Source organism: Microbacterium sp. CH1, assembly GCF_001595495.1.
In the GTDB taxonomy this organism is placed as follows: Bacteria; Actinomycetota; Actinomycetes; order Actinomycetales; family Microbacteriaceae; genus Microbacterium.
This window is the reverse complement of the sequence record NZ_LOSO01000011.1, coordinates 396659-418747: the sequence shown is the minus strand read 5'-3', so window position 1 is coordinate 418747 and position 22089 is coordinate 396659. Positions and strand designations below refer to the sequence as shown.

Genomic DNA, 22089 nt, shown 5'->3' with positions numbered 1-22089 from the left:
GTGTGAACATCGCGTTACGCGGGACTGCGGGCTTACGCAGAATGCGTGAGCGCGTTGAGCCGGGAGATGGCGCGCAGGTACTTCTTGCGGTAGCCGCCGGCGAGCATCTCGTCGGAGAACACGGCGTCGAGCCCGAGGCCCGTCGCGAGGATCGGGATCTGGGCGTCGTAGACGCGGTCGACGAAGGCGACGAACCGCAGGGCCTCGGACTGGTCGGTGAGCTGGCGCACGCCCCGCAGCCCCACACGGTGCAGGCCATCGATGAGCCGGATGTAGCGCGAGGGGTGCACCTGCGCCAGGTGCCGGATGAGGTCGTCGAACGCGTCGTCCGAGACTGCGCCGTCCGCCGCGGCGGCGTCCACGGCGGCGCCGTAGGCGGCATCGTCCAGCGCCACGGCGTGACCGTCGATCGCGCGCTGCCGGAAGTCGACGCCGTCGATGCGCAGGGTCTGGAAGCTGTCCGACATCGCGTGGATCTCGCGCAGGAAGTCCTGCGCGGCGAAGCGCCCCTCGCCGAGCGCGTTCGGCGGCGTGTTGGACGTGGCCGCGAGCCGGGTGCCGGTGGGCACGAGCTCGCCCAGCAGGCGCGTCATGACCATGGTGTCTCCCGGGTCGTCGAGCTCGAACTCGTCGATGCAGAGCAGGTCGGCGCCCTTGAGGAGGTCGACGGTGTTCTTGTATCCGAGGGCACCCACCAGGGCGGTGTACTCGATGAACGAGCCGAAGTACTTCCGTCGGGCCGGCATCGCGTGGTAGATCGAGGCGAGCAGATGGGTCTTGCCCACGCCGAAGCCGCCGTCGAGGTAGACGCCGGGCTTGAGCTCCGGCTCCTTCTTGGCCCGGCTGAACAGACCGCCGCGCTTGACGGGAGCGCCACGTCCGGCGAAGCGGAGCAGCGTCTGCTTCGCCTCCTCCTGGGACGGGTAGGCGGGGTCCGCCCGATAGCTGTCGAACGTGGCGTCGTCGAACTGCGGCGGCGGCACGAGGCTCGCGAGCATCTCGGGTCCGCTGACCGTCGGCGTGCGCTCGGTGAGGTGGACGGTTCCGGTGCGGGTGGTCGGGTCGGTCATCACGGTCCTGAATCAGGCAACGGCCTGTGTCGAAGTCTTACGGATCGGGTCCCGGGGGCGCGCGGAGGATCTATCGTCGAAGGGACGGATCCACACTACGCCGTCCGCACCGCCCGCTCGCCCGCTCACCGCTACGGAGACCCCATGGCCATCGAGTTCGACTCCTCCTCCCCCAAGTTCGCCGAGTACGCCGAGCCCGGCCGCCTGGTGACGACCGAGTGGCTCGCCGCCCACCTGGGAGAGCCCGGCCTCGTGGTCGTCGAGTCGGACGAGGACGTCCTCCTCTACGAGACAGGCCACATCCCCGGAGCGGTGAAGGTGGACTGGCACACCGAGCTGAACGACCCGGTGGTGCGGGACTACGTCGACGGCGAGGGCTTCGCCGAGCTGCTGAGCCGCAAGGGCATCGCCCGGGACGACACGGTCGTGATCTACGGCGACAAGAACAACTGGTGGGCGGCGTACGCGCTGTGGGTGTTCTCCCTCTTCGGCCACGAGGACGTGCGCCTCCTCGACGGCGGTCGTGACCGGTGGATCGCGGAGGGCCGCGAGCTCACCCGCGAGGCGACGAACCGCCCCGCCACGGAGTACCCGGTGGTGGAGCGGGACGACACGGCCATCCGCGCATACAAGGAGGACGTGCTCGCCCATCTCGGCAACCCGCTCATCGACGTGCGCTCGCCGGAGGAGTACAGCGGAGAGCGGACCACGGCTCCCGCCTACCCGGAGGAGGGGACGCTGCGGGCCGGCCACATCCCCACCGCGCAGAGCGTGCCGTGGGCGAAGGCGGTCGCCGAGGACGGCGGCTTCAAGAGCCGTGCGGAACTCGACGCCATCTACCGCGACGGCGCCGGGCTGCAGGACGGCGACGACGTCGTGGCCTACTGCCGCATCGGGGAGCGCTCGAGCCACACGTGGTTCGTGCTGAAGCACCTCCTCGGCTTCGAGAACGTCCGCAACTACGACGGCTCGTGGACCGAGTGGGGCAGCGCGGTGCGCGTCCCGATCGTCACGGGCACGGAGCCCGGCACCGTCTGAGGTGGGAGAATGGCGGGGATGAACGCCTCCGCCCTGCCCGAGACCCTCGCCGAGATCCGCGACGGATTCCTGGAGACCCCGGAATCGGACCGCCTGCTGCTGCTCCTGGAGTACGCGGACGAGCTGCCCGCCGTCTCCGACGAGGTGGCGGCGCATCCGGAGATGTGCGAGCGCGTCGCGGAGTGCCAGTCGCCGGTCTACATCTACGTCGAAGTCCACGACGACGTCGTGACCATGCACGCCACGGCTCCGGAAGAGGCGCCGACGACCCGGGGCTTCGCGAGCATCCTCGTGCAGGGGCTCACCGGGCTGACGGCGGACGAGGTGCTGGCGATCCCCGAGGACTACCCGCAGTCGATCGGGCTCACCAAGGCCGTGTCACCGCTGCGGATCGGCGGCATGACCGGCATGCTGATGCGCGCCAAGAACCAGGTCAGGCAGAAGCGCTGAGCCCCTGCGCCGCGAGCCACTCCGTGATCGCGGTGGTCCAGCCCTTCTCGTCGTAGTTCCAGAGCTTGGTGTGCCTCGCGACCGTGAAGCGCGGCATGGTGACGAGGGCCGGCCGCGCCTCCTGCAGGGCGTGCGAGGCGTCCGCGGGAACGAAGCCGTCGTCGTCGCTGTGCAGGATGAGGATCGGCGCGTGCAGTTCGTCGGCACGGGCGACCATGTCCAGGCGGTCGAACAGGATGGGTTCGTCCGCACCGCTGAGCTTCGCCGTGAGCGGCAGCTGCAGCGCCCCCATGGCGAGGGCGGGCAGGGGCTCGCGCACTCGGGCGACCCGCGCCTGGAAGCGCAGCACGGTGCGCCAGTCCACGACCGGCGACTCGAGGATGATGCCCGCGATGCGATCGCGATGGCCGGAGTTGACCGCAGCCTGCAGGGACACCGCCCCGCCCATGGACCAGCCCATCAGCACGACCCGCTCGGCGCCGTGACGCAGCGCGTAGGCGATCCCGGCGTCCACGTCGCGCCACTCCGACGCCCCGAGGGCATAGGCGCCCGCTCTGGTGCGCGGGGCCTCGCCGTCGTTGCGGTAGGACACGACGAGAGTGGGCAGCCCCGCCGCGTGCATCACCGGCACGGCACGGAGGCATTCGGCCCTGGTCGTGCCCCGACCGTGCACCTGGATGACCCAGGTCGAGGAGTCCCCGGGGAAGAACCATGCGGGGCACGGTCCGGCCGGAGAGCCGATGAGCACGTTCTCCCAGCGCAGGTGCAGCTCGCTCGGCGACGTGTAGTAGCTGCCGCTGAAGGACGCACCTCGGTCCACCCTGGCGCCGGGTTCGATCTTCGTGAGGAGCTTGCGCCGCACCGTCGTGCCGTCGGCGCTGAGGACGGCACCGAGCTTGACGTAGCCGTAGGTGCCCGTCGTGAACAGGCCGTATCGTCCCGGGAGCTCGGTGTCGAGCGTGCGGCGGAGCTCGATCGTCTGAGCGCCGGTGTCGATCGCGAGGATCTCGGTGTCCTGGATGCGGCTTCGCAACGGGGTGACGACCCGGCGCGCCACCACGATCACGAGGACCCCGACGGCGGCGCCCAGGGCGAGGAGCGCGGGGACAACGATCGCAACGGCGTGCCTGAGACTCTTCATCGCCTTCCGACTCTAGCCTGTTGCCGTGACCGCACACCCCGAGGCCGGGACGCCCTTCGACGCCGCCGTCGCCGAACTGCGCGCGACCGCGTTCCGCGACGACATCGCGGTCCGTGAGATCCCCACGCCTCAGAATCTGGCCCCCTTCGCGATCGCCCTGTCCGCCGACGTCCGCCCGGGCGAGGACGGCGACTCCGTGTACGGGACCGGACGGTTCATCCTGCTGCACGATCCGGACGAGCCGGATGCCTGGGGCGGCGCCTGGCGCATCGTGATCTTCGCCCAGGCGCCACTCGAGACCGAGATCGGCACCGATCCCCTGCTCGCCGACGTCACCTGGTCGTGGCTCGTGGACGCGCTGGATTCCCGGGACGCGATCTACCATTCCCCCTCCGGCACGTCGACGAAGACGCTGTCGAAGGGATTCGGGGGCCTCGCCGACGAGGGCGACGGCGCACAGATAGAATTGCGGGCGTCCTGGACTCCGGAGGGCCCGTTCCGACCGCACGTCGAAGCATGGGCCGAGCTGGTCGGAATGCTGGCGGGGCTTCCGCCGGGTTCCGAGGGCATCGCCGTGATCGGCGCGCGAAAGGCTGTACGTGACTGAATACTCCGTGATCTCCGAAACCGAGGAGTTCCGTGCCGCCTGCGCTGCGCTCGCCGCAGGCACCGGCCCGGTCGCCGTCGATGTCGAGCGGGCGTCCGGCTTCCGCTACTCGCAGCGGGCCTATCTGGTCCAGGTGTTCCGGCGCGGGGCCGGGGTGTTCCTGTTCGACCCGCCCGCGATCGGCGACTTCGCTCCCCTGCAGGAGGCCATCGGCGACGTCGAGTGGGTGCTCCACGCGGCCAGCCAGGACCTCCCGTCCCTGCGCGAGCTGCACCTGGAGCCGAAGGAGATCTTCGACACCGAGCTCGCGTCCCGTCTGCTCGGTCACGACCGGGTGGGTCTGGCCGCCGTCGTCGAGGACACGCTCGGCATCACCCTGAAGAAGGAGCACTCGGCGGCCGACTGGTCGACCCGTCCGCTGCCGGACTCCTGGCTGGACTATGCCGCGCTCGACGTGCTGCACCTCGTCGACGTCCGCGACGCCCTCGTCGCCGAGCTGGAGGAACAAGGCAAGACCGCGTTCGCCGCGCAGGAGTTCGCCGCCACCCTGGCGCGCGCCCCGAAGGCACCGCGCGAAGACCCCTGGCGGCGGCTGAGCGGGCTCCACCAGGTGCGCGGCGCCCGCAACCTCGCCGTCGCCCGCGCCCTGTGGGAGGCGCGCGAGATGTACGCGCAGCAGCAGGACATCTCACCCGGACGCCTCGTTCCCGACCGCTCCCTCGTCGCCGCGGTCCTCGCCAACCCCGCCTCCAAGCAGGCTCTCGCGGGAGTCAAGGAGTTCCAGGGGCGCGCGAGCCGCACCCAGCTCGACCGCTGGTGGCAGGCGATCGTCGACGGCCGTGCCGCCGAGACGCTGCCGCGCGAGCGTGTGCCCAGCGACGCGCTCCCGCCGCCCCGTGCCTGGAGCGACCGCAACCCGGAGGCGGACGCCCGCCTGAAGGCCGCCCGTCCCGCCGTCGAGGCCGTCGCGGAGGAGCTGGGCATGCCCACCGAGAACCTCCTCACGCCCGAGTACCTGCGCCGCATCGCGTGGGACGGCCCTGGGACGACGGCGGAAGAGATCGGCGCCGCGCTCTCCGCGCTCGGAGCCCGCCCCTGGCAGGTTGAACAGACTGCACAGAAGATCGCCGACGCCTTTGTAGAGGCGGCGCAATCGCCGGACACCACGTCCGCGACCGCTTCGTAGGTTCGATCCAACCGATTCCTCCCGGTTTCCGGCCGTTCATAGACTGAGGCCACCGCACTAACTTGGAGGCAGAGTGGCCGAGATCTCGGACGTCTTCTTCGTCGATGGAGTGCGCACCCCCTTCGGGCGCGCCGGCGAAAAGGGCATGTACTGGAACACCCGCGCGGATGACCTCGCCGTGAAGGCGACCATCGGCCTGATGGAGCGCAACGCGGCCGTACCGGCGGACCGCATCGACGATGTCGCCATCGCCGCGACGAGCCAGACCGGCGACCAGGGGCTCACCCTCGGGCGGTCGGTGGCGATCCTCGCCGGACTCCCCCAGACCGTCCCCGGACTCGCGGTGGAGCGCATGTGCGCCGGCGCGATGACGAGCGTGACGACCATGGGCGCCTCGATCGGCGTGGGCATGTACGACCTCGCCCTGGCGGGCGGTGTCGAGCACATGGGGCACCACCCGATCGGCGCGAACGCCGACCCCAACCCGCGTTTCGTGGCGGAGAAGATGGTCGACCCCGGAGCCCTCAACATGGGCGTCACCGCGGAGCGCATCTTCGACCGCTTCCCGCACCTCACCAAGGAGCGCTCCGACCGCTTCGGCATGCGCAGCCAGCAGAAGGTGCAGGCCGCCTATGACGCCGGCAAGATCCAGCCGGATCTCGTGCCGGTCGCGATCAAGGGCGCCGACGGCGCCTGGGGCCTGGCCACCGAGGACGAGGGCCGCCGTCCGCAGACCACGATGGAGGACCTCGCCGGCCTCAAGACGCCGTTCCGTCCGCACGGCCGCGTGACCGCCGGAACGTCTTCGCCGCTCACCGACGGCGCGACGATGTCGCTGCTCGCCGGCGGCAGCGCCGTCAAGGAGCTCGGCCTCGCGCCGAAGATGCGGATGGTCTCGTTCGCCTTCGCCGGCGTGCAGCCGGAGATCATGGGCATCGGCCCGATCCCGTCGACCGAGAAGGCGCTCAAGAAGGCCGGCCTCGACATCTCCGACATCGGTCTGTTCGAGCTCAACGAGGCGTTCGCCATCCAGGTCATCTCCCTCCTCGATCACTTCGGCATCGACGACGACGACCCCCGGGTGAATCCGTGGGGCGGCGCGATCGCGGTCGGCCACCCGCTGGCCGCTTCCGGCGTCCGGCTCATGATCCAGCTCGCGGCGCAGTTCGCGGAGCGCCCCGACGTGCGCTACGGCCTGACGGCGATGTGCGTCGGTCTCGGCCAGGGCGGCTCGGTCATCTGGGAGAACCCGCACTACGACGGAAAGAAGAAGAAGTGAGCTACGACGACGTCGACTTCTCGCCCATCCAGGCGCTCACCGAGGGAGAGGTCGTCACGCACTCCCCCGTGCGCGACATCCGCCTCGCATCGGGCAAGGTCCTCGCCCTGATCACGCTGGACAACGGTCGTGACCACACCCGTCCGAACACCCTGGGTCCGGCCACCCTCACCGAACTCGGCGCGACGCTGGACGGCCTCACGGCCCGCGCGGCGGCCGGCGAGATCCAGGCGGTCGGCATCACCGGCAAGCAGTACATCATGGCCGCCGGCGCCGACCTCTCGGACATCAGCAAGGTCGGTTCGCGTGACAACGCGCGGCTGATCGCCCAGCTCGGCCACAAGGTACTCGGGAAGCTGAGCGAGCTCGGCGTGCCGTCGTTCGCGTTCGTGAACGGCCTGGCGCTCGGCGGCGGGCTGGAGATCGCCCTGAACTCCACGTACCGCACGGTCGACGCCTCTGCCGCGGCCGTGGCACTGCCCGAGGTCTTCCTCGGCATCATCCCCGGGTGGGGCGGCGCCTACCTCCTGCCGAACCTCATCGGCATCGAGAACGCCCTCGAGGTGGTCATCTCCAACCCGCTCAAGCAGAACCGCATGCTGAAGCCGCAGCAGGCCTTCGACCTGGGCATCTTCGACGCCATCTTCCCCGCGGCGAACTACCTCGAGAACTCGCTCGCCTGGGCCGACGCGGTCCTCGGCGGCACGAAGGTCGTGCGCAAGAACGAGCCGGGCAAGATCGAGCGCCTCACCAAGTGGCCGATCGCCATCAAGATGGCGCGCGGCATGCTGGAGTCCAAGATCGGCACCGTGCCGAAGTCGCCGTACGCGGCTCTCGAGCTGCTCGACAAGGCGAAGAGCGGCACCAAGGCGGAAGGCTTCGCCCGGGAGGACGAGGCCCTGGCGGAACTGGTGACCGGCGATCAGTTCGCCGCGTCGATGTACGCCTTCGACCTCGTGCAGAAGCGCGCGAAGCGTCCGGTCGGCGCCCCTGACAAGGAGCTCGCGAAGAAGGTCACCAAGGTCGGCATCATCGGTGCGGGTCTCATGGCCAGCCAGTTCGCGCTGCTGTTCGTGCGCAAGCTCCAGGTACCCGTGCTGATCACCGACCTCGACCAGGCGCGCGTCGACAAGGGCGTCGCCTACATCCACGAGGAGATCGGCAAGCTGGAGGCGAAGGGCCGCGTGGACGCGGACACCGCGAACAAGCTGCGCGGTCTCGTCACCGGCACGACCGACAAGAGCCTCTACGCGGACTGCGACTTCGTCATCGAGGCGGTCTTCGAAGAGGTCGGCGTCAAGCAGCAGGTCTTCGGCGAGATCGAGAAGATCGTCGCGGAGGACGCGGTGCTCGCCACGAACACCTCGTCGCTCTCGGTCGAGGAGATCGGCGCGAAACTCGCCCACCCGGAGCGGCTCGTCGGCTTCCACTTCTTCAATCCGGTCGCGGTCATGCCGCTGATCGAGATCGTGAAGACGCCGGCGACCGCCGACACCGCCCTGTCGACGGCGTTCGTCGTCGCCAAGAATCTCGGCAAGAACGCGGTCCTCACCGCCGACGCCCCGGGCTTCGTGGTGAACCGTCTGCTCGCGAAGGTCATGGGCGAGGCAGCGCGCGCCGTCTACGAGGGCACCCCCATCGCCGACGTCGAGAAGGCGTTCGCACCGCTCGGCCTGCCGATGGGCCCCTTCCAGCTCATCGACCTCGTCGGCTGGAAGGTTGCCGCGCACGTGCAGGACACGATGGTGCGCGCGTTCCCCGACCGGTTCTACGCGAACGAGAACTTCCACGCCCTGGCCGAGCTCGACCAGGTCGTCGAGAAGGACAAGGGCGGCCGTGTGGTCGGCTGGACGAAGCAGGCCGAGAAGGTCCTGGCGCCCGCTGTCGGCAAGAGCCCGGCGTCGGCGGCCACGATCCTGCAGCGCGTGCAGGACGGACTCGCGACCGAGATCAAGCTGATGCTCGACGAGGGCGTGGTTCCGGAGGTCGAGGACATCGACCTGTGCCTCATCCTCGGCGCCGGCTGGCCGTTCATCGATGGTGGGGCGTCGCCGTACCTCGACCGCGAGGGGGCCTCCGAGCGCGCGTTCGGCGGCTCGTTCCACACCCCGCAGATCCGCGGTATCGAGAACCGCTGATCAGCTCTCCGCAGGGGGTCGCGCCGTGGGCGTGGCCCCCTGTGTCGTCCGCGGCGCCGGACGGGTATCCGGCTCGCCCTGGCGCGGCCAGTGCGACAGCGCGTGCTCCGCGAGGGCGGTGATGGTCAGGGACGGATTCACTCCCGGATTCGCCGGCACAGCGGCGCCGTCGACGACGTGCAGCCCGGGGTGTCCCCAGACGCGCTGATACTCGTCCACGACACCCTCCTCCGGCGCACCGGAGATCACCGCTCCCCCGAGGAAGTGCGCGGTGAGCGGGATCCCGAAGACCTCGGGCCAGGAGCCGCGCGCCGCCGCGGGCACCCCGCCCTCGCGCTGCAGACGCGCGGCGATGGCTCGGGCAGCGCGATGCGCCTCGGGCAGGTGACTGGGGTTCGGCGCGCCATGCCCCTGGGCACTCGTGAGCCGCGTCCGCCCGAGGCGACGCCGCAGGGACAGGGTGAGCGAGTTGTCGGCGGTCTGCATGACGAGCGCGATGATCCCCCGTTCGCTCCAGCGTCGGAGGGAGGCGAGGCGGAGGGCCTGCACGGGTCGGCGCAGCACCTGCCCCGCGAGTGCGGCGAGGCGGCCCGGCAGGGCGCGATCGCCGGGGACCAGCACGGTGGCGAGAGCGCCCATGAGGTTGGATCCCGGACCGTAGCGGACGTTCTCGACGTGGGTGCGGTCGTCCACGTGGAAAGAGGTGGTGATCGCCACGCCCCGCGCCAGCTCCACCCGTTCCGGCACCCGGACGGCGACGGCGCCGTCCAAGGCCTCCGAGTTCGTCCGCGTGAGCCGGCCCACGGCGTCGGAGATCCGCGGGAGCGCGCCCGACGCCTTCATCCGATGGAGGAGCTGCTGGGTGCCCCAGGTCCCCGCCGCCAGCACGACCTCTCGCGCGGTGACGGTCTGCTCACGCCGCCGGAACCAGGCACCGCTCCGCCGTGTCGTGACGGAGAAGCCGCCGTCCGGCAGCTCGCGCACCTCGGTGACGGTGCGCAGCGGCTCGATGACCGCCCCGCGGCGCTCGGCCAGGGCGAGGTAGTTCTTCACGAGGGTGTTCTTCGCGCCGACGCGGCAGCCGACCATGCAGTTCCCACAGAGCGTGCAGCCCGTGCGCTCGGGGCCCTCCCCGCCGAAGAACGGATCGGCGACCCGCTTCCCTGGTTCCCCGAACCACACGCCGACGGGTGCGCGGCGGAACGTCGCGCCCACCCCGAGGTCCTCCGCGGCTCCGGCCATGATCCGCTCGACCGGTCCGTCGTGCGGATAGCGGTCCACCACGCCGAGCATGCGCCGGGCTGTGGCATAGTGCGGGGCGAGCGCGGTGCGCCAGTCCCGGATCGATGCCCACTGCGGGTCGGCGAAGAACGCCGCGCCCGGTTCGTACAGCGTGTTGGCGTAGTTGAGCGACCCGCCGCCCACGCCCGCACCGGCGAGGATCATGACGTGCGGAAGCCGATGGATGCGCTGCACCCCGAAGCACCCGAGCGCCGGGGCCCAGAGGTAACGACGCACGTCCCAGCTGGTCTTCGCGAAGTCCTCGTCGGCGAATCGCCGCCCGGCCTCGAACACGCGGACGCGGTAGTCCTTCTCCGTGAGCCGGAGGGCCGCGACGGAGCCGCCGAAGCCCGAACCGACGATGACGACGTCCTCATCGAACATGCGCGTCCCTCCGCTCCGCCCGGGTCATGACGATCAGTGCGCCCGCGCGGATCGAGATCGTGCAGGTCTCCGCACCGACACGCTCGCCGTCCGCGTAGGCCACGAGACCCGGGGCGGCGACGGTGACCGTGCGGGCCCGGACGTGCCGCACCTCCCGGCGCGCCAGGTGCGTCCCGCGCAGGAGGAGCGGGAACAGTCGCACCAGGCGGAGGCGGCCGAGGGGACCCACGGCGACGATGTCGAGGGCGCCGTCGTCCGGGGCGGCGCCGATGCACACCGGCATCCCCCCGCCGTAGCTCGCGGTGTTCCCGACCGCGACGAGCGTGCCGGGTGCCGCCGTCTCCGGGCCGTCATCGACGCGGATCGTGAAGTCGAACGGGCGCAGCCGGACGAGCTCGACCAGCAGTGCGAGGTAGTACCGCAGCGCACCGGAGGGCCAGCGGAGGCGGTTGGTGCGGTCGCTCACGCGCGCATCGAAACCCAGCGCCGCCACGGTGAGGAAGAGGGAGGTGCCCGTCGACGTCCGCACCTCGCCGATGTCGATGGCACGGGGCACGCCGGTCAGCGCGAGCTCGACCGCCTCCGCCACGTCCGCGCGAGGCAGCCCGAGCGCGCGCGCGAGATCGTTCCCCGTGCCGGCGGGAACCACCGTCACCGGGACACCCGCCGCACACACGACCTCGAGGATGCCCGAGAGGGTGCCGTCGCCGCCCACGACGACGAGTCCGTCCGGCCCCGCGTCCAGGGCCGCAGCGGCCAGCCGCCTCGTGTCGGCAGCCGAACGCCCGGCGTACACGCGCACGTCCGCCCCGCGCCGTCGGAGGTGAGCGAGCGCGTCGTCCGCGACCCGCTGCCCGCGGCCCTTGCCGGACAGCGGGTTCGACAGCACCGCGATGTGCCCCATCTCAGACGGTCGTCCCGATCGGGACATCGGCGAGGACGGCGCCCGGGTTCATGATGCCGCGGGGATCGAGCTCCCGCTTCACGGCGGTGAGGATCCGCATGCCGGTGTCCCCGATCTCCTCCGCGAGCCACGGGGCGTGATCGCGACCCACGGCGTGATGGTGGCTGATGGTCCCGCCGTTCGCGAGGATCGCGTCGTTCACCCTCCCCTTCACGGCCGCCCACGCGCCGAGGGGGTCCCGTCGCAGCCCGGCGAGGACCGTGAAGTAGAGGGAGGCGCCCGTCGGATACACGTGGGAGACATGACACATGATGTACGAGCGGGCATCCGCCGCGTCGAAGCCGTCCCGCAGCGCCGCCTCGACGGCCTCCTTCAGAGTGCGCAGGTTCGACCAGGTGGTCGCGGTCTCCAGCGTCTCGCAGAACACTCCGGCATCGAGCAGAGCATCGCGCAGATACGGACCGTCGAAGCGTCCTGCGGCCCATTCCTCCGCGTCGTTGGTGCCGGCACTGCGGCCGCCTGCCGCAGCGAGGATCGCGGCGGTCCGGTCCCTGCGGCCGGCGGCGTCGTCGCCCTCGAACACCGTCACGACGCTCGCCCCCTTCGCGAGGGCCTTCCCGATCCGGCCGACCTGGGCGAGGCTCACCGCGGTCTCGGCTTCGTCGGAGAGCCGGATCACCGTGGGACCCGCACCCTGCTGCACCACCCGCCGCAGCGCATCGGCGCCACGGTCGAAGTCCGGGAAGGTCCACGACTCGAAGATCCGGTTCGTCGGCACCGGATGCACCCGGACCCGGACCTCGGTGATCACGCCGAAGATCCCCTCGGAGCCCAGGAAGAGGCGGACGAGGTCGGGGCCGGCAGCCGATCCCGGTGCGCGGCCGAGGTCGAGGTCCCCCGTAGGCGTCGCGACCCGGATCCCCGTCACCATCGCGTCGAAACGCCCGTTGCCCGCGGAGTTCTGTCCGGAGGATCGGGCGGCGGCGAAACCGCCGATCGTGGCGTACCGGAAGCTCTGCGGGAAGTGCCCGAGCTCGAACCCCTGGGCGCCGAGCAGCGCTTCGGCCTCCGGTCCGGTCGTGCCCGCCGCGAGAGTCGCCTGACCACTGAGCGGGTCGAGGTGGAGCAGCCCGGAGAGTCGACGCAGGTCCAGGCTGACGACGGCACGATGCCGGCCGGTCTCCGGATCCAGCGCACCGACCACGCTCGTTCCTCCGCCGAACGGGATGACGGCGATCCCGCGCTCCCCCGCCAGAGCGAGGCAGGCGCGCACGGCGTCATGGTCCGCAGGGAACACCACGGCGTCGGGCGCATCCTGCTCGGGATGCCGCCGTCGCAGAAGGTCGGGGGTGGAGCGTCCTCCGGCGTGCCGGAGGCGCACCGACGTCGTGACGTCCACCCCATCGGGGCCGACCACCGCCGCCAGCGCGTCGCGATCATCCGCGGTCAGTCGCGAGGGCCGCACCCGCACGTCATCCAGCCCCGGCGGACGGGGCGGACGGGGAACGCGGCCCAGCAGCAGGGGCAGCAGGCCGCGGACAGCGAGCGGGAGGTCTTTCGCCCGGTCCGGATCGCCCCAGCCGTTCCAGCGCATCTCGGGCCTGTCGGCCCCTCTGCCATTCGCCTGCTCCATGGGTTACAGTGTGACACATCATGGAACAACGTCAACCGCTCGCCGTGCGCTCGGAGATCCTCGCGCCGACCTGGGACGCCACGCAACGCCGGGTGCTCGACGCCGCCGACGACCTGCTCGTCCGCGCCGGCGTCCACGGGGTGACGATCGCTGCCCTCGCGCGTCGTTCCGGCCTCAGCCGGCCCACCATCTACCGGACGTGGCGGGATGCCGACGACGTCGTCCGGTCCGCGCTCCTCCGGCGGGTCGCCGACCTCCTCAGCCGGTTCCCCGCGACGACCGGCTCCCGGGACACGCTCGTCGCGGACGTGCTGCGGTTCACCTCCCTGTTCCGGGCCGACCCTGTGTACGGCCACCTCCTCGACGAGGAACCCGAGGCGTTCACGCGCTACACCCTGCACCGGGTGGGGTCCAGCCAGCGACTCATCCTCCAGTGGCTCGCCGACGCGATCGCGGCGGCGCAGGCCCAGGGCTCGGTGCGCGCGGGTGATCCCGGCGAGATCGCCGTCATGCTGCTCCTGATCGCCCAGTCCGCCGTGCTGTCGCACGGCACGGTGGCCGACCTCATCGACGAGAAGTCCTGGGAGCGCGAGCTCCGCGCCGCGCTGGACGGCCACCTCCGGCCATGACCTCCGCCCCGACCGCCCTCCACGCGGCCCGCCGCCGAAGCGATCTCGCCGCGGCGGCGGACGGCACCTGTGACGTCCTCGTGGTCGGCGGCGGGATCACCGGGACGGGCGTGGCCCTGGACGCCGCGTCGCGCGGTCTCCGGGTGACCCTGATCGAGGCGGAGGACCTCGCCTTCGGGACGAGCCGGTTCAGCTCGAAGCTCGTCCACGGCGGCCTGCGGTACCTCGCGACGGGCGACGTGGCGACGGCGCGCGAGAGTGCGCGGGAGCGGCATCTGCTGATGTCGGTGATCGCGCCCCACCTCATCCGTCCGCTCGGACAGCTGCTCCCGTTCGCCCCCGGTGTCAGCGGCCGCCAGCGGGGGGCCGGGGCGGCGGGGATGGCCATGGGCGACCTCCTCCGGCTGCAGGCGCGCACGAGCGCGAAGACCCTCCCCGGGCCGCACCCCGTCGGGACGGCGAAGGCGCTGCGCCTGTTCCCCGCCCTGAACCCCCGCGGACTGCGCGGCGGCATGGTCACGTACGACGGCCAGCTGTCCGATGACGCCGCCCTCGTCGTCGCGGTCGCGCGTACGGCGGCCGGTCTCGGCGCGCGGATCCTCACCAGGGTCCGCGCCGAGCGGCTGCACGCGGACGGCGCTGCAGCGACGGACACGCTCACCGGGGAACGCATCGATATCCGGGCGCGGACGGTCATCAACGCCACCGGTGTGTGGGCGGCGACCCTCGACGACGGCCTCACCCTGCGCCCGAGCCGCGGCACCCACATCGTCCTGGACGCTGCGGATCTCGGCGATCCGGCCGCGGCGCTGACCATCCCGCTGGAAGGTTCCATCAGCCGCTACGTGTTCGCCCTGCCACAGCGCGCCGGGCGTGTCATCGTCGGTCTCACCGATGTCGACGCGCCGGGTCCCATCCCCTCCGTCGCCGAGCCCACCGAGGCCGAGATCGGCTTCCTCCTGGCGACCCTGAACCGCCTGCTCGCGGCGCCCGTGGCGCGGGACCGCGTCCGCGGAGCCTTCGCCGGCCTCCGCCCGCTCGTCGACACCGGAGCGGCAGAGACCGCGGACGTCTCCCGTCGGCATCTCGTGCGCGCCTCCGCGTCGGGGGTGATCTCCGTTCTCGGCGGCAAGCTGACGACCTACCGGCGGATGGCCGAGGACGCCGTGGACCTGGCGGTGCGGCAGTACGGCCTCCGCGCCGGCCCCAGTGGCACCGCGACCCTGCGCCTGATCGACGATCCCGCACCGGGCGATGTCGTCGAGGGCGGCGCACTCTCCCGCGCCGCCGTCGAGCACGCTGTGCGCTCGCAGGGCGCGATGACCGCAGCCGATGTGCTCGACCGCCGCACGCGGATAGGGCTGGTCTCCGACGAACGCGCCCGAGCCCTTCCGGCGGTGGAGCGGATCGTCGCCGAGACACTCGCCGACCTGCCCTGACCGGCAGCGGACGCCGTGGGGTCCTCCGTCAGTGACGCTCGTGGAGCGGGAGCTCGATCGCGCCGGTCTCACCGGCGTGGCGGGCCTTCGGGATGCGGGTGCCCAGCACCTGCGCCACGACGTCCTGGGCGATCTTCGAGGCGGTGAGACCGGCGTCGGCGAGGATCTGATCACGTGACGCGTGGTCAATGAACTCGTCGGGAAGGCCCAGCTCGTCCACCGCCGTGTCGATCCCCGCCTCGCGGAGCACCTGCCGCACGCGGGTGCCGATGCCACCCACGCGGATGCCGTCCTCGAGCGTGATCACCAGGCGATGCCGCGCCGCCAGCTCGACCACCGAGGGTTGCACGGGGATCGCCCACCGCGGGTCGATCACGGTGGCGCCGATGCCCTGGGCGCGCAGCCGTTCCGCCACGTCGACGGCCAGCGCGGCGAACGGGCCGATGGCGACGATGAGGACGTCTTCGCCCTCGCCGCGCGCCAGCACGTCCACGCCGTCCGAGAGGCGCTCGAGCGCCGGCAGATCGGCCGAGACGTCGCCCTTCGGGAAGCGGATGACGGTCGGAGCGTCCTCGACGGCGACCGCTTCGTCCAACGCCTCGGTCAGACGCGCACCGTCACGGGGCGCCGCGATCCGGATGTGCGGGACGATCTGCAGCATGGCCAGATCCCACATGCCGTGGTGGCTCGGGCCGTCGGGACCTGTGACGCCGGCACGATCGAGCACGAAGGTCACGCCGGCGCGATGCAGCGCGACGTCCATGAGCACCTGGTCGAACGCCCGTCCCATGAACGTGGCGTACACGGCGACGACGGGGTGCAGGCCGCCGTACGCGAGTCCAGCGGCCGAGGCCACCGCGTGCTGCTCGGCGATGCCGACGTCGTAGACACGGTCGGGGAAGCGCTCTGCGAAGGGGGCGAGCCCGGTGGGCCGGAGCATCGCCGCGGTGATGGCGATCACGTCCGAGCGGCGCTCCCCGACCTTCACGAGGGCGTCGGAGAAGACGTCGGTCCACCCGCGGCCGCCCGAGGACAGCGTCTCCCCCGTCGTCGGGTCGATCTTGCCGACCGCGTGGAACTGGTCGGCCTCATCGTCGCGGGCCGGCTGATACCCGCGGCCCTTCTCGGTGATCGCGTGCACGATGACGGGTGCGCCGTAGGACTTCGCCAGCTCCAGGGTCTCCCGCAGCGCCGGAAGATCGTGGCCGTCCACGGGACCGAGGTACTTGATGTCGAGGTTGGAGTACAGGGCCTCGTTGTTGGTGAACCGCGAGAGGAATCCGTGGGTGCCGCCGCGCACGCCGCGGAACACCGCTCGACCCACCGGCCCGAACGCGCGGAAGAGGCGATCGGACTTGTGGTGGAGATCCTTGTACGCCGCCGCGGTGCGGACCCGGTTCAGGAAGCGGGACATGCCGCCGATGGTCGGCGCGTAGGAGCGGCCGTTGTCGTTGACGACGATCACGAGGTTGCGGTCGTTGTCGTCGGAGATGTTGTTCAGCGCCTCCCACGTCATGCCGCCGGTCAGCGCGCCGTCGCCGACGACCGCGACCACGTGTCGGTCCGCGCGGCCGGTGGCGGTGAGCGCTCGGGACACGCCGTCGGCCCAGCTCAGCGAGCTGGAGGCGTGAGAGGACTCGACGACGTCGTGCGGGCTCTCCGCACGCTGCGGGTAGCCCGCGAGCCCCTCCCGGACGCGCAGCTTCGAGAAGTCCTGCCGGCCGGTGAGGATCTTGTGGACATAGGACTGGTGGCCGGTGTCGAAGATGAAGGGGTCGTCCGGCGAGGAGAACACACGGTGCAGGGCGATCGTGAGCTCCACGACACCGAGGTTCGGACCGAGGTGCCCACCCGTCTGCGAGACGTTCTCGACGAGGAAAGCCCGGATCTCCGCGGCGAGTTCTTCCAGTTGCTCCGGCGAGAGCCGATCAAGATCGCGCGGTCCAGAGATGCTCGGAAGAATGGGCATCTGCGCCTCCTCACAGGCCTCGACAGAGCGTCCGAACGGGTGCGGACGCCTTCCCGATCCTACCGCTCGGAGCCGGGAATCCCCCGAGGGCGGAAGACCCTTGACACGCCGAAGGGGCCCGTGTCCGTGGACACGAGCCCCTTCGCGATCGCGGCTCAGACGAGCGAGCGCAGCACGTACTGCAGGATGCCGCCGTTGCGGTAGTAGTCCGCCTCACCGGGGGTGTCGATGCGGACGACCGCGTCGAACTCGACGGTCTGCTTGCCCTCGGGCGAGTGCTCGCTCGGGGTGGCGGTGACCTTGACCGTCTTCGGGGTGACGCCGTTGTTGAGCTCCTCGAGTCCTGTGATCGAGACGATCTCGGTGCCGTCGAGACCCAGCGACTCCCAGCTCTCGCCGGCGGGGAACTGCAGTGGGACGACGCCCATGCCGATGAGGTTGGAGCGGTGGATGCGCTCGAAGCTCTCCGTGATCACGGCCTTGACGCCCAGGAGGCTCGTGCCCTTGGCCGCCCAGTCGCGGGACGAGCCGGAGCCGTACTCCTTGCCGCCGAAGACGACGAGCGGGGTGCCCTGCTCGGCGTAGTTCATGCACGCGTCGTAGATGTACGACTGCGGGCCGCCCGGCTGCGTGAAGTCGCGGGTGTAGCCGCCCTCGACGACCTGTCCGTCGTTCACGGCCGAGACCATGAGGTTCTTCAGGCGGATGTTCGCGAACGTGCCGCGGATCATGACCTCGTGGTTGCCGCGACGCGAGCCGAAGGAGTTGAAGTCCTTGCGGTCGACGCCGTGCTCCGTGAGGTACTGGGCCGCGGGGGTACCCGGCTTGATGTTGCCGGCCGGCGAGATGTGGTCGGTGGTGACCGAGTCGCCGAGCGTCGCCATGACGCGTGCACCCTCGATGTCCTTCACCGGGGTGAGCTCCATCGTCATGCCGTCGAAGTACGGGGCCTTGCGCACGTACGTCGAGTTCTCGTCCCACTGGAACGTGTCGTCGTCCGGCGTGGGCAGGTTGCGCCAGCGCTCGTCACCGTCGAACACGGTGGCGTACTGCTTGATGAACTGGTCGCGCGAGATCGACGAGTCGACGATCTCCTGGACCTCTTCCGGCGACGGCCAGATGTCCTTGAGGAACACGTCGTTGCCGTCCGCGTCCTTGCCGAGCGCGTCGGTGTCGAAGTCGAAGTGCATCGAGCCGGCGAGGGCGTACGCGATGACCAGCGGCGGGCTGGCCAGGTAGTTCATCTTCACGTCCGGGCTGATGCGGCCCTCGAAGTTGCGGTTGCCCGAGAGGACGGCCGTGACCGCGAGGTCGTGCGAGTTGATCGCCTCGGAGACCTCTTCGATCAGCGGACCGGAGTTTCCGATGCAGATGGTGCAGCCATAGCCGACGGTGTAGAAGCCGAGGCCCTCGAGGTCCTTGTCCAGACCCGACTTCTCGTAGTAGTCGGTGACGACCTTCGAGCCGGGGCCGAGCGTGGTCTTCACCCAGGGCTTCTGCTTGAGGCCCTTCTCCCGCGCCTTGCGGGCGAGGAGGCCGGCGGCGATCATCACCGACGGGTTGGACGTGTTGGTGCACGACGTGATGGCCGCCAGGGTCACGGCGCCGTTGTCGAGGATGTACTTCTCACCCTCGGGGGTCGTGACCGGTACGGGGTTCGACACGTTGGCCGGCGCACCGCTGCTGATGTGCACGGGACGCGTGGTCGGCTCCTCCTCGCCGGGGACCTGACCGGGGTCGGACGCCGGGAAGGAGTGCTTGGACTCGAGGTCGACGATGTCGTCGCTGGTCGAGGCCGTGGCGTAGTTCAGGATGTCCTGCTCGAACTGCGTCTTCGCCTCGGAGAGGAGGATGCGGTCCTGCGGGCGCTTCGGGCCGGCGATGGACGGGACGACCGTGCCGAGGTCGAGCTCCATGTACTCGCTGAAGACCGGCTCGTGGGAGGCGTCGTGCCAGAGCTTCTGCTCCTTGGCGTAGGCCTCGACGAGCGCGACGGCCTCCTCGCTGCGGCCGGTGAGGCGCAGGTAGTCGAGGGTGACGTCGTCGATCGGGAAGATCGCGGCGGTCGAGCCGAACTCGGGCGACATGTTGCCGATCGTCGCGCGGTTGGCCAGCGGCACCGAGGCGACGCCCTCACCGTAGAACTCGACGAACTTGCCGACGACGCCGTGCTTGCGCAGCATGTCGGTGATGGTCAGCACCACGTCGGTCGCGGTCACGCCGGCGGGGATCTCACCCGAGAGCTTGAAGCCGACGACGCGCGGGATGAGCATCGACACGGGCTGGCCGAGCATCGCGGCCTCGGCCTCGATGCCGCCGACGCCCCAGCCGAGCACGCCCAGTCCGTTGACCATCGTGGTGTGCGAGTCGGTGCCGACACAGGTGTCGGGGTAGGCCTGGAGGACGCCGCCGTTGGTGCGGTCGTAGATGACCTTCGCCAGGTGCTCGATGTTCACCTGGTGGACGATGCCGGTGCCGGGGGGCACGACCTTGAAGTCCTGGAACGCGGTCTGGCCCCAGCGGAGGAACTGGTACCGCTCGCCGTTGCGCTCGTACTCGATCTCGACGTTGCGCTCGAGGGCGTTCTCGGTGCCGAAGAGGTCGGCGATGACGGAGTGGTCGATGACCATCTCGGCCGGCGAGAGCGGGTTGATCTTGTTCGGGTCGCCGCCGAGCGCCGTGACGGCCTCACGCATCGTGGCGAGGTCGACGATGCAGGGCACGCCGGTGAAGTCCTGCATGACCACGCGCGCCGGCGTGAACTGGATCTCCGTGTTGGGCTCCGCGTTGGCGTCCCACGACCCGAGCGCCTCGATCTGCGCCTTCGTGACGTTCGCGCCGTCCTCGGTGCGAAGCAGGTTCTCCAGGAGGACCTTGAGGCTGAAGGGGAGCTTGTCGAAACCGGGCACCGTGTCGATGCGGAAGATCTCGTAGTCGGTGCTGCCGACCGTCAGGGTGCTCTTGGCACCGAAGCTGTTCACCGTGGACACGAATCCGTCTCCTTCTATTCGGATGGGAGCGACAGGCGCCTCCATCTTGCTCGCCGGTGCGGCCGCGCGGCTAGCAAGGGGGACCTAACCAGTCTGCTCCGCGCTGGTCACCGGCGAAAGCCCGTGATTTATCTTGATGTCGAGATAAATCTATCACGCCGCCGCGGGGTCGTCGTGCGACGACGCGCGGGGATAGAGCGCACGGACGACCAGCCAGGTCACCGCGATCAGGGGCGCGAACAACGGCAGTCCCATCACGAGCTTGAGGGTTCCGAGAGCGGTGACGTCGCCGGCCAGGTACAGCGGGAACTGCACGATCAGTCGGGCGAAGAACAGCGTGGCCCAGGCGATGCCCAACCAGAAGAAGGCCCGCCGCTTGCGACGGTCCGCACGCCAGGCGGTTCCCTCCCCCATGAGGAAGCCGACCGCGAGACCGATGACGGACCAGCCGATGAGCGCCGAGACGAGGATCGCCGAGCCGTAGACCGCGTTCGTGATGAGGCCGGGGACGAAGTTGTCCTCGCCGCGCCCCGTCCACAGCGCCAGTCCCGCAGCGGCCACGGCCGCGATCAGCCCGCCGAGGGCGGCCGACGGCGGCGACTTCTGCATCAGCCGGACGACGGTGAACACGGCGGCCAGACCGACGGACACTCCGAGGGGCAGCAGCAGGGGCTCCGGCCGAAGGGTGAACAGGATCACGAACGCGAGGCTCGGGAGCACCGACTCGAGGATCCCGCGCCAGCCGCCCATGGCCGACCAGACGACCTTGTGCGTGCTCGCGCTCTCGGACGGGTCGAGCCCGGCCTTGCGCGCGGCGCCGCCGAGTGCTGCTCCGAGGATCTCCGACGCGCTCTGCGTGCGCGGCTCCTCGGCGTCCGGCGTGGTCACGCGGAGCCCGGCGTCGCCGGCATCTTCAGCGGGATGAGGTCGCGCGGCGGCATGGGCGCTCCCCCGCGGACGACGACGATCGAGCGGAAGAGGTCCTCGACCTTCGCCGCCGCCTCCGGGTCGGACGCGGCCGCGCCGCCGATCACACCGCGCAGGAACCAGCGGGGCCCGTCGATGCCGATGAAGCGCGCGAGGCGCAGGCCGGAGCCTTCACTGGCGGTCGCGGGCACCTCCGCGAGCAGCTCCTTGCCGAGCGGCCCCTCCCGCTCCTCGACGCGACCGCCCTGCGCCTTGACCTGGTCGCGCAGCTGGACGCGCGTCTCGTCCCACAGACCGCCGCTGCGCGGAGCCGCGAACGGCTGCACCTGGAGCGACGACTCGGCGTAGTCGAGCCCGACCGCCACGATGCGCTTGCTCTGCTCCTCCACCTCGAGCCGCAGGTTCAGTCCCTCGCGCGGCAGGATCTTGATCCCGCCGAGGTCGATGTACGGGCGGACGGGGTTCGCCTCGGAGTCGTCGAACGGGCCCTCGGTGGCGCGGTTCTCCGGCGCCGACTTGGAAGGAGTCTCGTTGCTGTCGGTCATTTCGCCTGTCCTGCTTCGTTCTCGGGGGTCTGTGCCTGGTAGCCGGTCGAGCCGAATCCGCCGGCGCCGCGAACGCTGTCCGGCAGCTCGTCGACCGGGAGGAACCGGGCACGGGTGACGGGCATCACGATGAGCTGTGCGATGCGATCGCCGACGGCGACATCGTACGCGCTGTGGATGTCCGTGTTGATCAGACTGACCTTGATCTCGCCCCGGTAGCCGGCATCGACGGTGCCGGGAGAGTTCACGATCGAGATGCCGTGCTTCGCCGCGAGACCGCTGCGGGGCACCACGAAGGCCGCATAGCCGTCCGGCAGCGCGATGCGTACGCCGGTGGGGACGAGAGCGCGCTCCCCCGGCTCCAGCCGCACGGCCTCGGCGGCGACGAGATCGGCTCCGGCGTCACCCGGATGCGCATAGCCGGGGACCGCTGCGGCGATAATGGGGACATCAACGGAATCGGTCACCCCATGAGGCTA

Annotated in this window: 18 protein-coding genes; 8 read left to right on the top strand and 10 right to left on the bottom strand. The window is 70.7% G+C overall.

Annotated elements, in window-relative coordinates:
• Positions 1-32: 32 nt before the first annotated feature.
• Positions 33-1070 (bottom strand): cell division protein ZapE, encoded by a 1038-nt coding sequence (gene zapE, locus AUV07_RS05330; protein ID WP_062634437.1) that lies wholly within the window; start codon positions 1068-1070, stop codon positions 33-35.
• Between the two features lie 144 nt (positions 1071-1214).
• On the opposite strand from zapE, the gene AUV07_RS05325 reads away from it, so the two are divergent.
• Both AUV07_RS05325 and AUV07_RS05320 read left to right on the top strand, forming a co-directional pair.
• The gene (locus tag AUV07_RS05325) at positions 1215-2108 is read left to right on the top strand and encodes a sulfurtransferase (protein ID WP_025103554.1); all 894 of its coding nucleotides are present in this window, start codon (positions 1215-1217) and stop codon (positions 2106-2108) included.
• Positions 2109-2126: 18 nt separating this feature from the next.
• The gene (locus AUV07_RS05320) at positions 2127-2558 is read left to right on the top strand and encodes a SufE family protein (RefSeq protein ID WP_025103555.1); all 432 of its coding nucleotides are present in this window, start codon (positions 2127-2129) and stop codon (positions 2556-2558) included.
• Here the strand turns inward: AUV07_RS05320 and AUV07_RS05315 are convergent.
• On the bottom strand, positions 2542-3699 hold the full coding sequence (locus AUV07_RS05315) for an alpha/beta hydrolase family protein (RefSeq protein WP_062634434.1): 1158 nt from the start codon (positions 3697-3699) through the stop codon (positions 2542-2544). The genes AUV07_RS05320 and AUV07_RS05315 overlap by 17 nt on opposite strands.
• A gap of 25 nt (positions 3700-3724) precedes the next feature.
• Here AUV07_RS05315 and AUV07_RS05310 point away from each other — a divergent pair, with 25 nt between their 5' ends.
• From AUV07_RS05310 to AUV07_RS05295, 4 genes are all read left to right on the top strand, one after another.
• A complete protein-coding gene (locus AUV07_RS05310) occupies positions 3725-4306 on the top strand; it encodes a DUF3000 domain-containing protein (protein ID WP_025103557.1) in 582 nt (193 codons plus the stop codon).
• A complete protein-coding gene (locus tag AUV07_RS05305) occupies positions 4299-5492 on the top strand; it encodes a ribonuclease D (RefSeq protein WP_062634432.1) in 1194 nt (397 codons plus the stop codon). The genes AUV07_RS05310 and AUV07_RS05305 overlap by 8 nt, the downstream gene beginning before the upstream one ends.
• Positions 5493-5565: 73 nt before the next feature.
• Positions 5566-6771 (top strand): thiolase family protein, encoded by a 1206-nt coding sequence (locus tag AUV07_RS05300; protein WP_062634431.1) that lies wholly within the window; start codon positions 5566-5568, stop codon positions 6769-6771.
• Positions 6768-8909, top strand: a complete 2142-nt coding sequence (locus AUV07_RS05295) for a 3-hydroxyacyl-CoA dehydrogenase NAD-binding domain-containing protein (protein WP_062634429.1) — start codon at positions 6768-6770, stop codon at positions 8907-8909. The genes AUV07_RS05300 and AUV07_RS05295 overlap by 4 nt, the downstream gene beginning before the upstream one ends.
• Here the strand turns inward: AUV07_RS05295 and AUV07_RS05290 are convergent, their stop codons facing one another.
• Genes AUV07_RS05290 through AUV07_RS05280 form a run of 3 tightly spaced genes read right to left on the bottom strand, consistent with a single transcriptional unit; the run spans position 8910 to position 13111 of the window.
• Complete coding sequence (locus AUV07_RS05290; protein ID WP_062634427.1) at positions 8910-10574, bottom strand: GMC oxidoreductase; 1665 nt, start codon at positions 10572-10574, stop codon at positions 8910-8912. It lies immediately after the preceding gene.
• Complete coding sequence (locus AUV07_RS05285; RefSeq protein ID WP_062634425.1) at positions 10564-11478, bottom strand: YegS/Rv2252/BmrU family lipid kinase; 915 nt, start codon at positions 11476-11478, stop codon at positions 10564-10566. Before AUV07_RS05285 ends, AUV07_RS05290 begins: the two co-directional genes overlap by 11 nt.
• A 1-nt stretch (position 11479) precedes the next feature.
• On the bottom strand, positions 11480-13111 hold the full coding sequence (locus AUV07_RS05280) for an FAD-binding oxidoreductase (protein ID WP_231868201.1): 1632 nt from the start codon (positions 13109-13111) through the stop codon (positions 11480-11482).
• Positions 13112-13131: 20 nt separating this feature from the next.
• Here AUV07_RS05280 and AUV07_RS05275 point away from each other — a divergent pair, with 20 nt between their 5' ends.
• Both AUV07_RS05275 and AUV07_RS05270 read left to right on the top strand, forming a co-directional pair.
• Positions 13132-13740, top strand: coding sequence for a TetR/AcrR family transcriptional regulator (locus AUV07_RS05275; protein ID WP_062634421.1), 609 nt, complete (start codon positions 13132-13134; stop codon positions 13738-13740).
• On the top strand, positions 13737-15179 hold the full coding sequence (locus AUV07_RS05270; protein WP_062634419.1) for a glycerol-3-phosphate dehydrogenase/oxidase: 1443 nt from the start codon (positions 13737-13739) through the stop codon (positions 15177-15179). Before AUV07_RS05275 ends, AUV07_RS05270 begins: the two co-directional genes overlap by 4 nt.
• A gap of 28 nt (positions 15180-15207) precedes the next feature.
• On the opposite strand, the gene dxs is transcribed toward AUV07_RS05270, so the two are convergent.
• From dxs to dut, 5 genes are all read right to left on the bottom strand, one after another.
• A complete protein-coding gene (gene dxs, locus AUV07_RS05265; protein ID WP_062634418.1) occupies positions 15208-17148 on the bottom strand; it encodes a 1-deoxy-D-xylulose-5-phosphate synthase in 1941 nt (646 codons plus the stop codon).
• Between the two features lie 155 nt (positions 17149-17303).
• On the bottom strand, positions 17304-20183 hold the full coding sequence (locus AUV07_RS05260; RefSeq protein ID WP_197462117.1) for an aconitate hydratase: 2880 nt from the start codon (positions 20181-20183) through the stop codon (positions 17304-17306).
• Positions 20184-20291: 108 nt separating this feature from the next.
• The gene (locus tag AUV07_RS05255) at positions 20292-21026 is read right to left on the bottom strand and encodes a DUF3159 domain-containing protein (RefSeq protein WP_062634414.1); all 735 of its coding nucleotides are present in this window, start codon (positions 21024-21026) and stop codon (positions 20292-20294) included.
• Positions 21023-21610, bottom strand: a complete 588-nt coding sequence (locus tag AUV07_RS05250; protein WP_025103569.1) for a DUF3710 domain-containing protein — start codon at positions 21608-21610, stop codon at positions 21023-21025. The genes AUV07_RS05255 and AUV07_RS05250 overlap by 4 nt, the downstream gene beginning before the upstream one ends.
• Positions 21607-22077 carry a dUTP diphosphatase gene (dut, locus tag AUV07_RS05245; protein ID WP_025103570.1) on the bottom strand — a complete coding sequence of 157 codons (471 nt, stop codon included), beginning with the start codon at positions 22075-22077 and terminating at the stop codon, positions 21607-21609. The genes AUV07_RS05250 and dut overlap by 4 nt, the downstream gene beginning before the upstream one ends.
• Positions 22078-22089 lie beyond the last annotated feature (12 nt).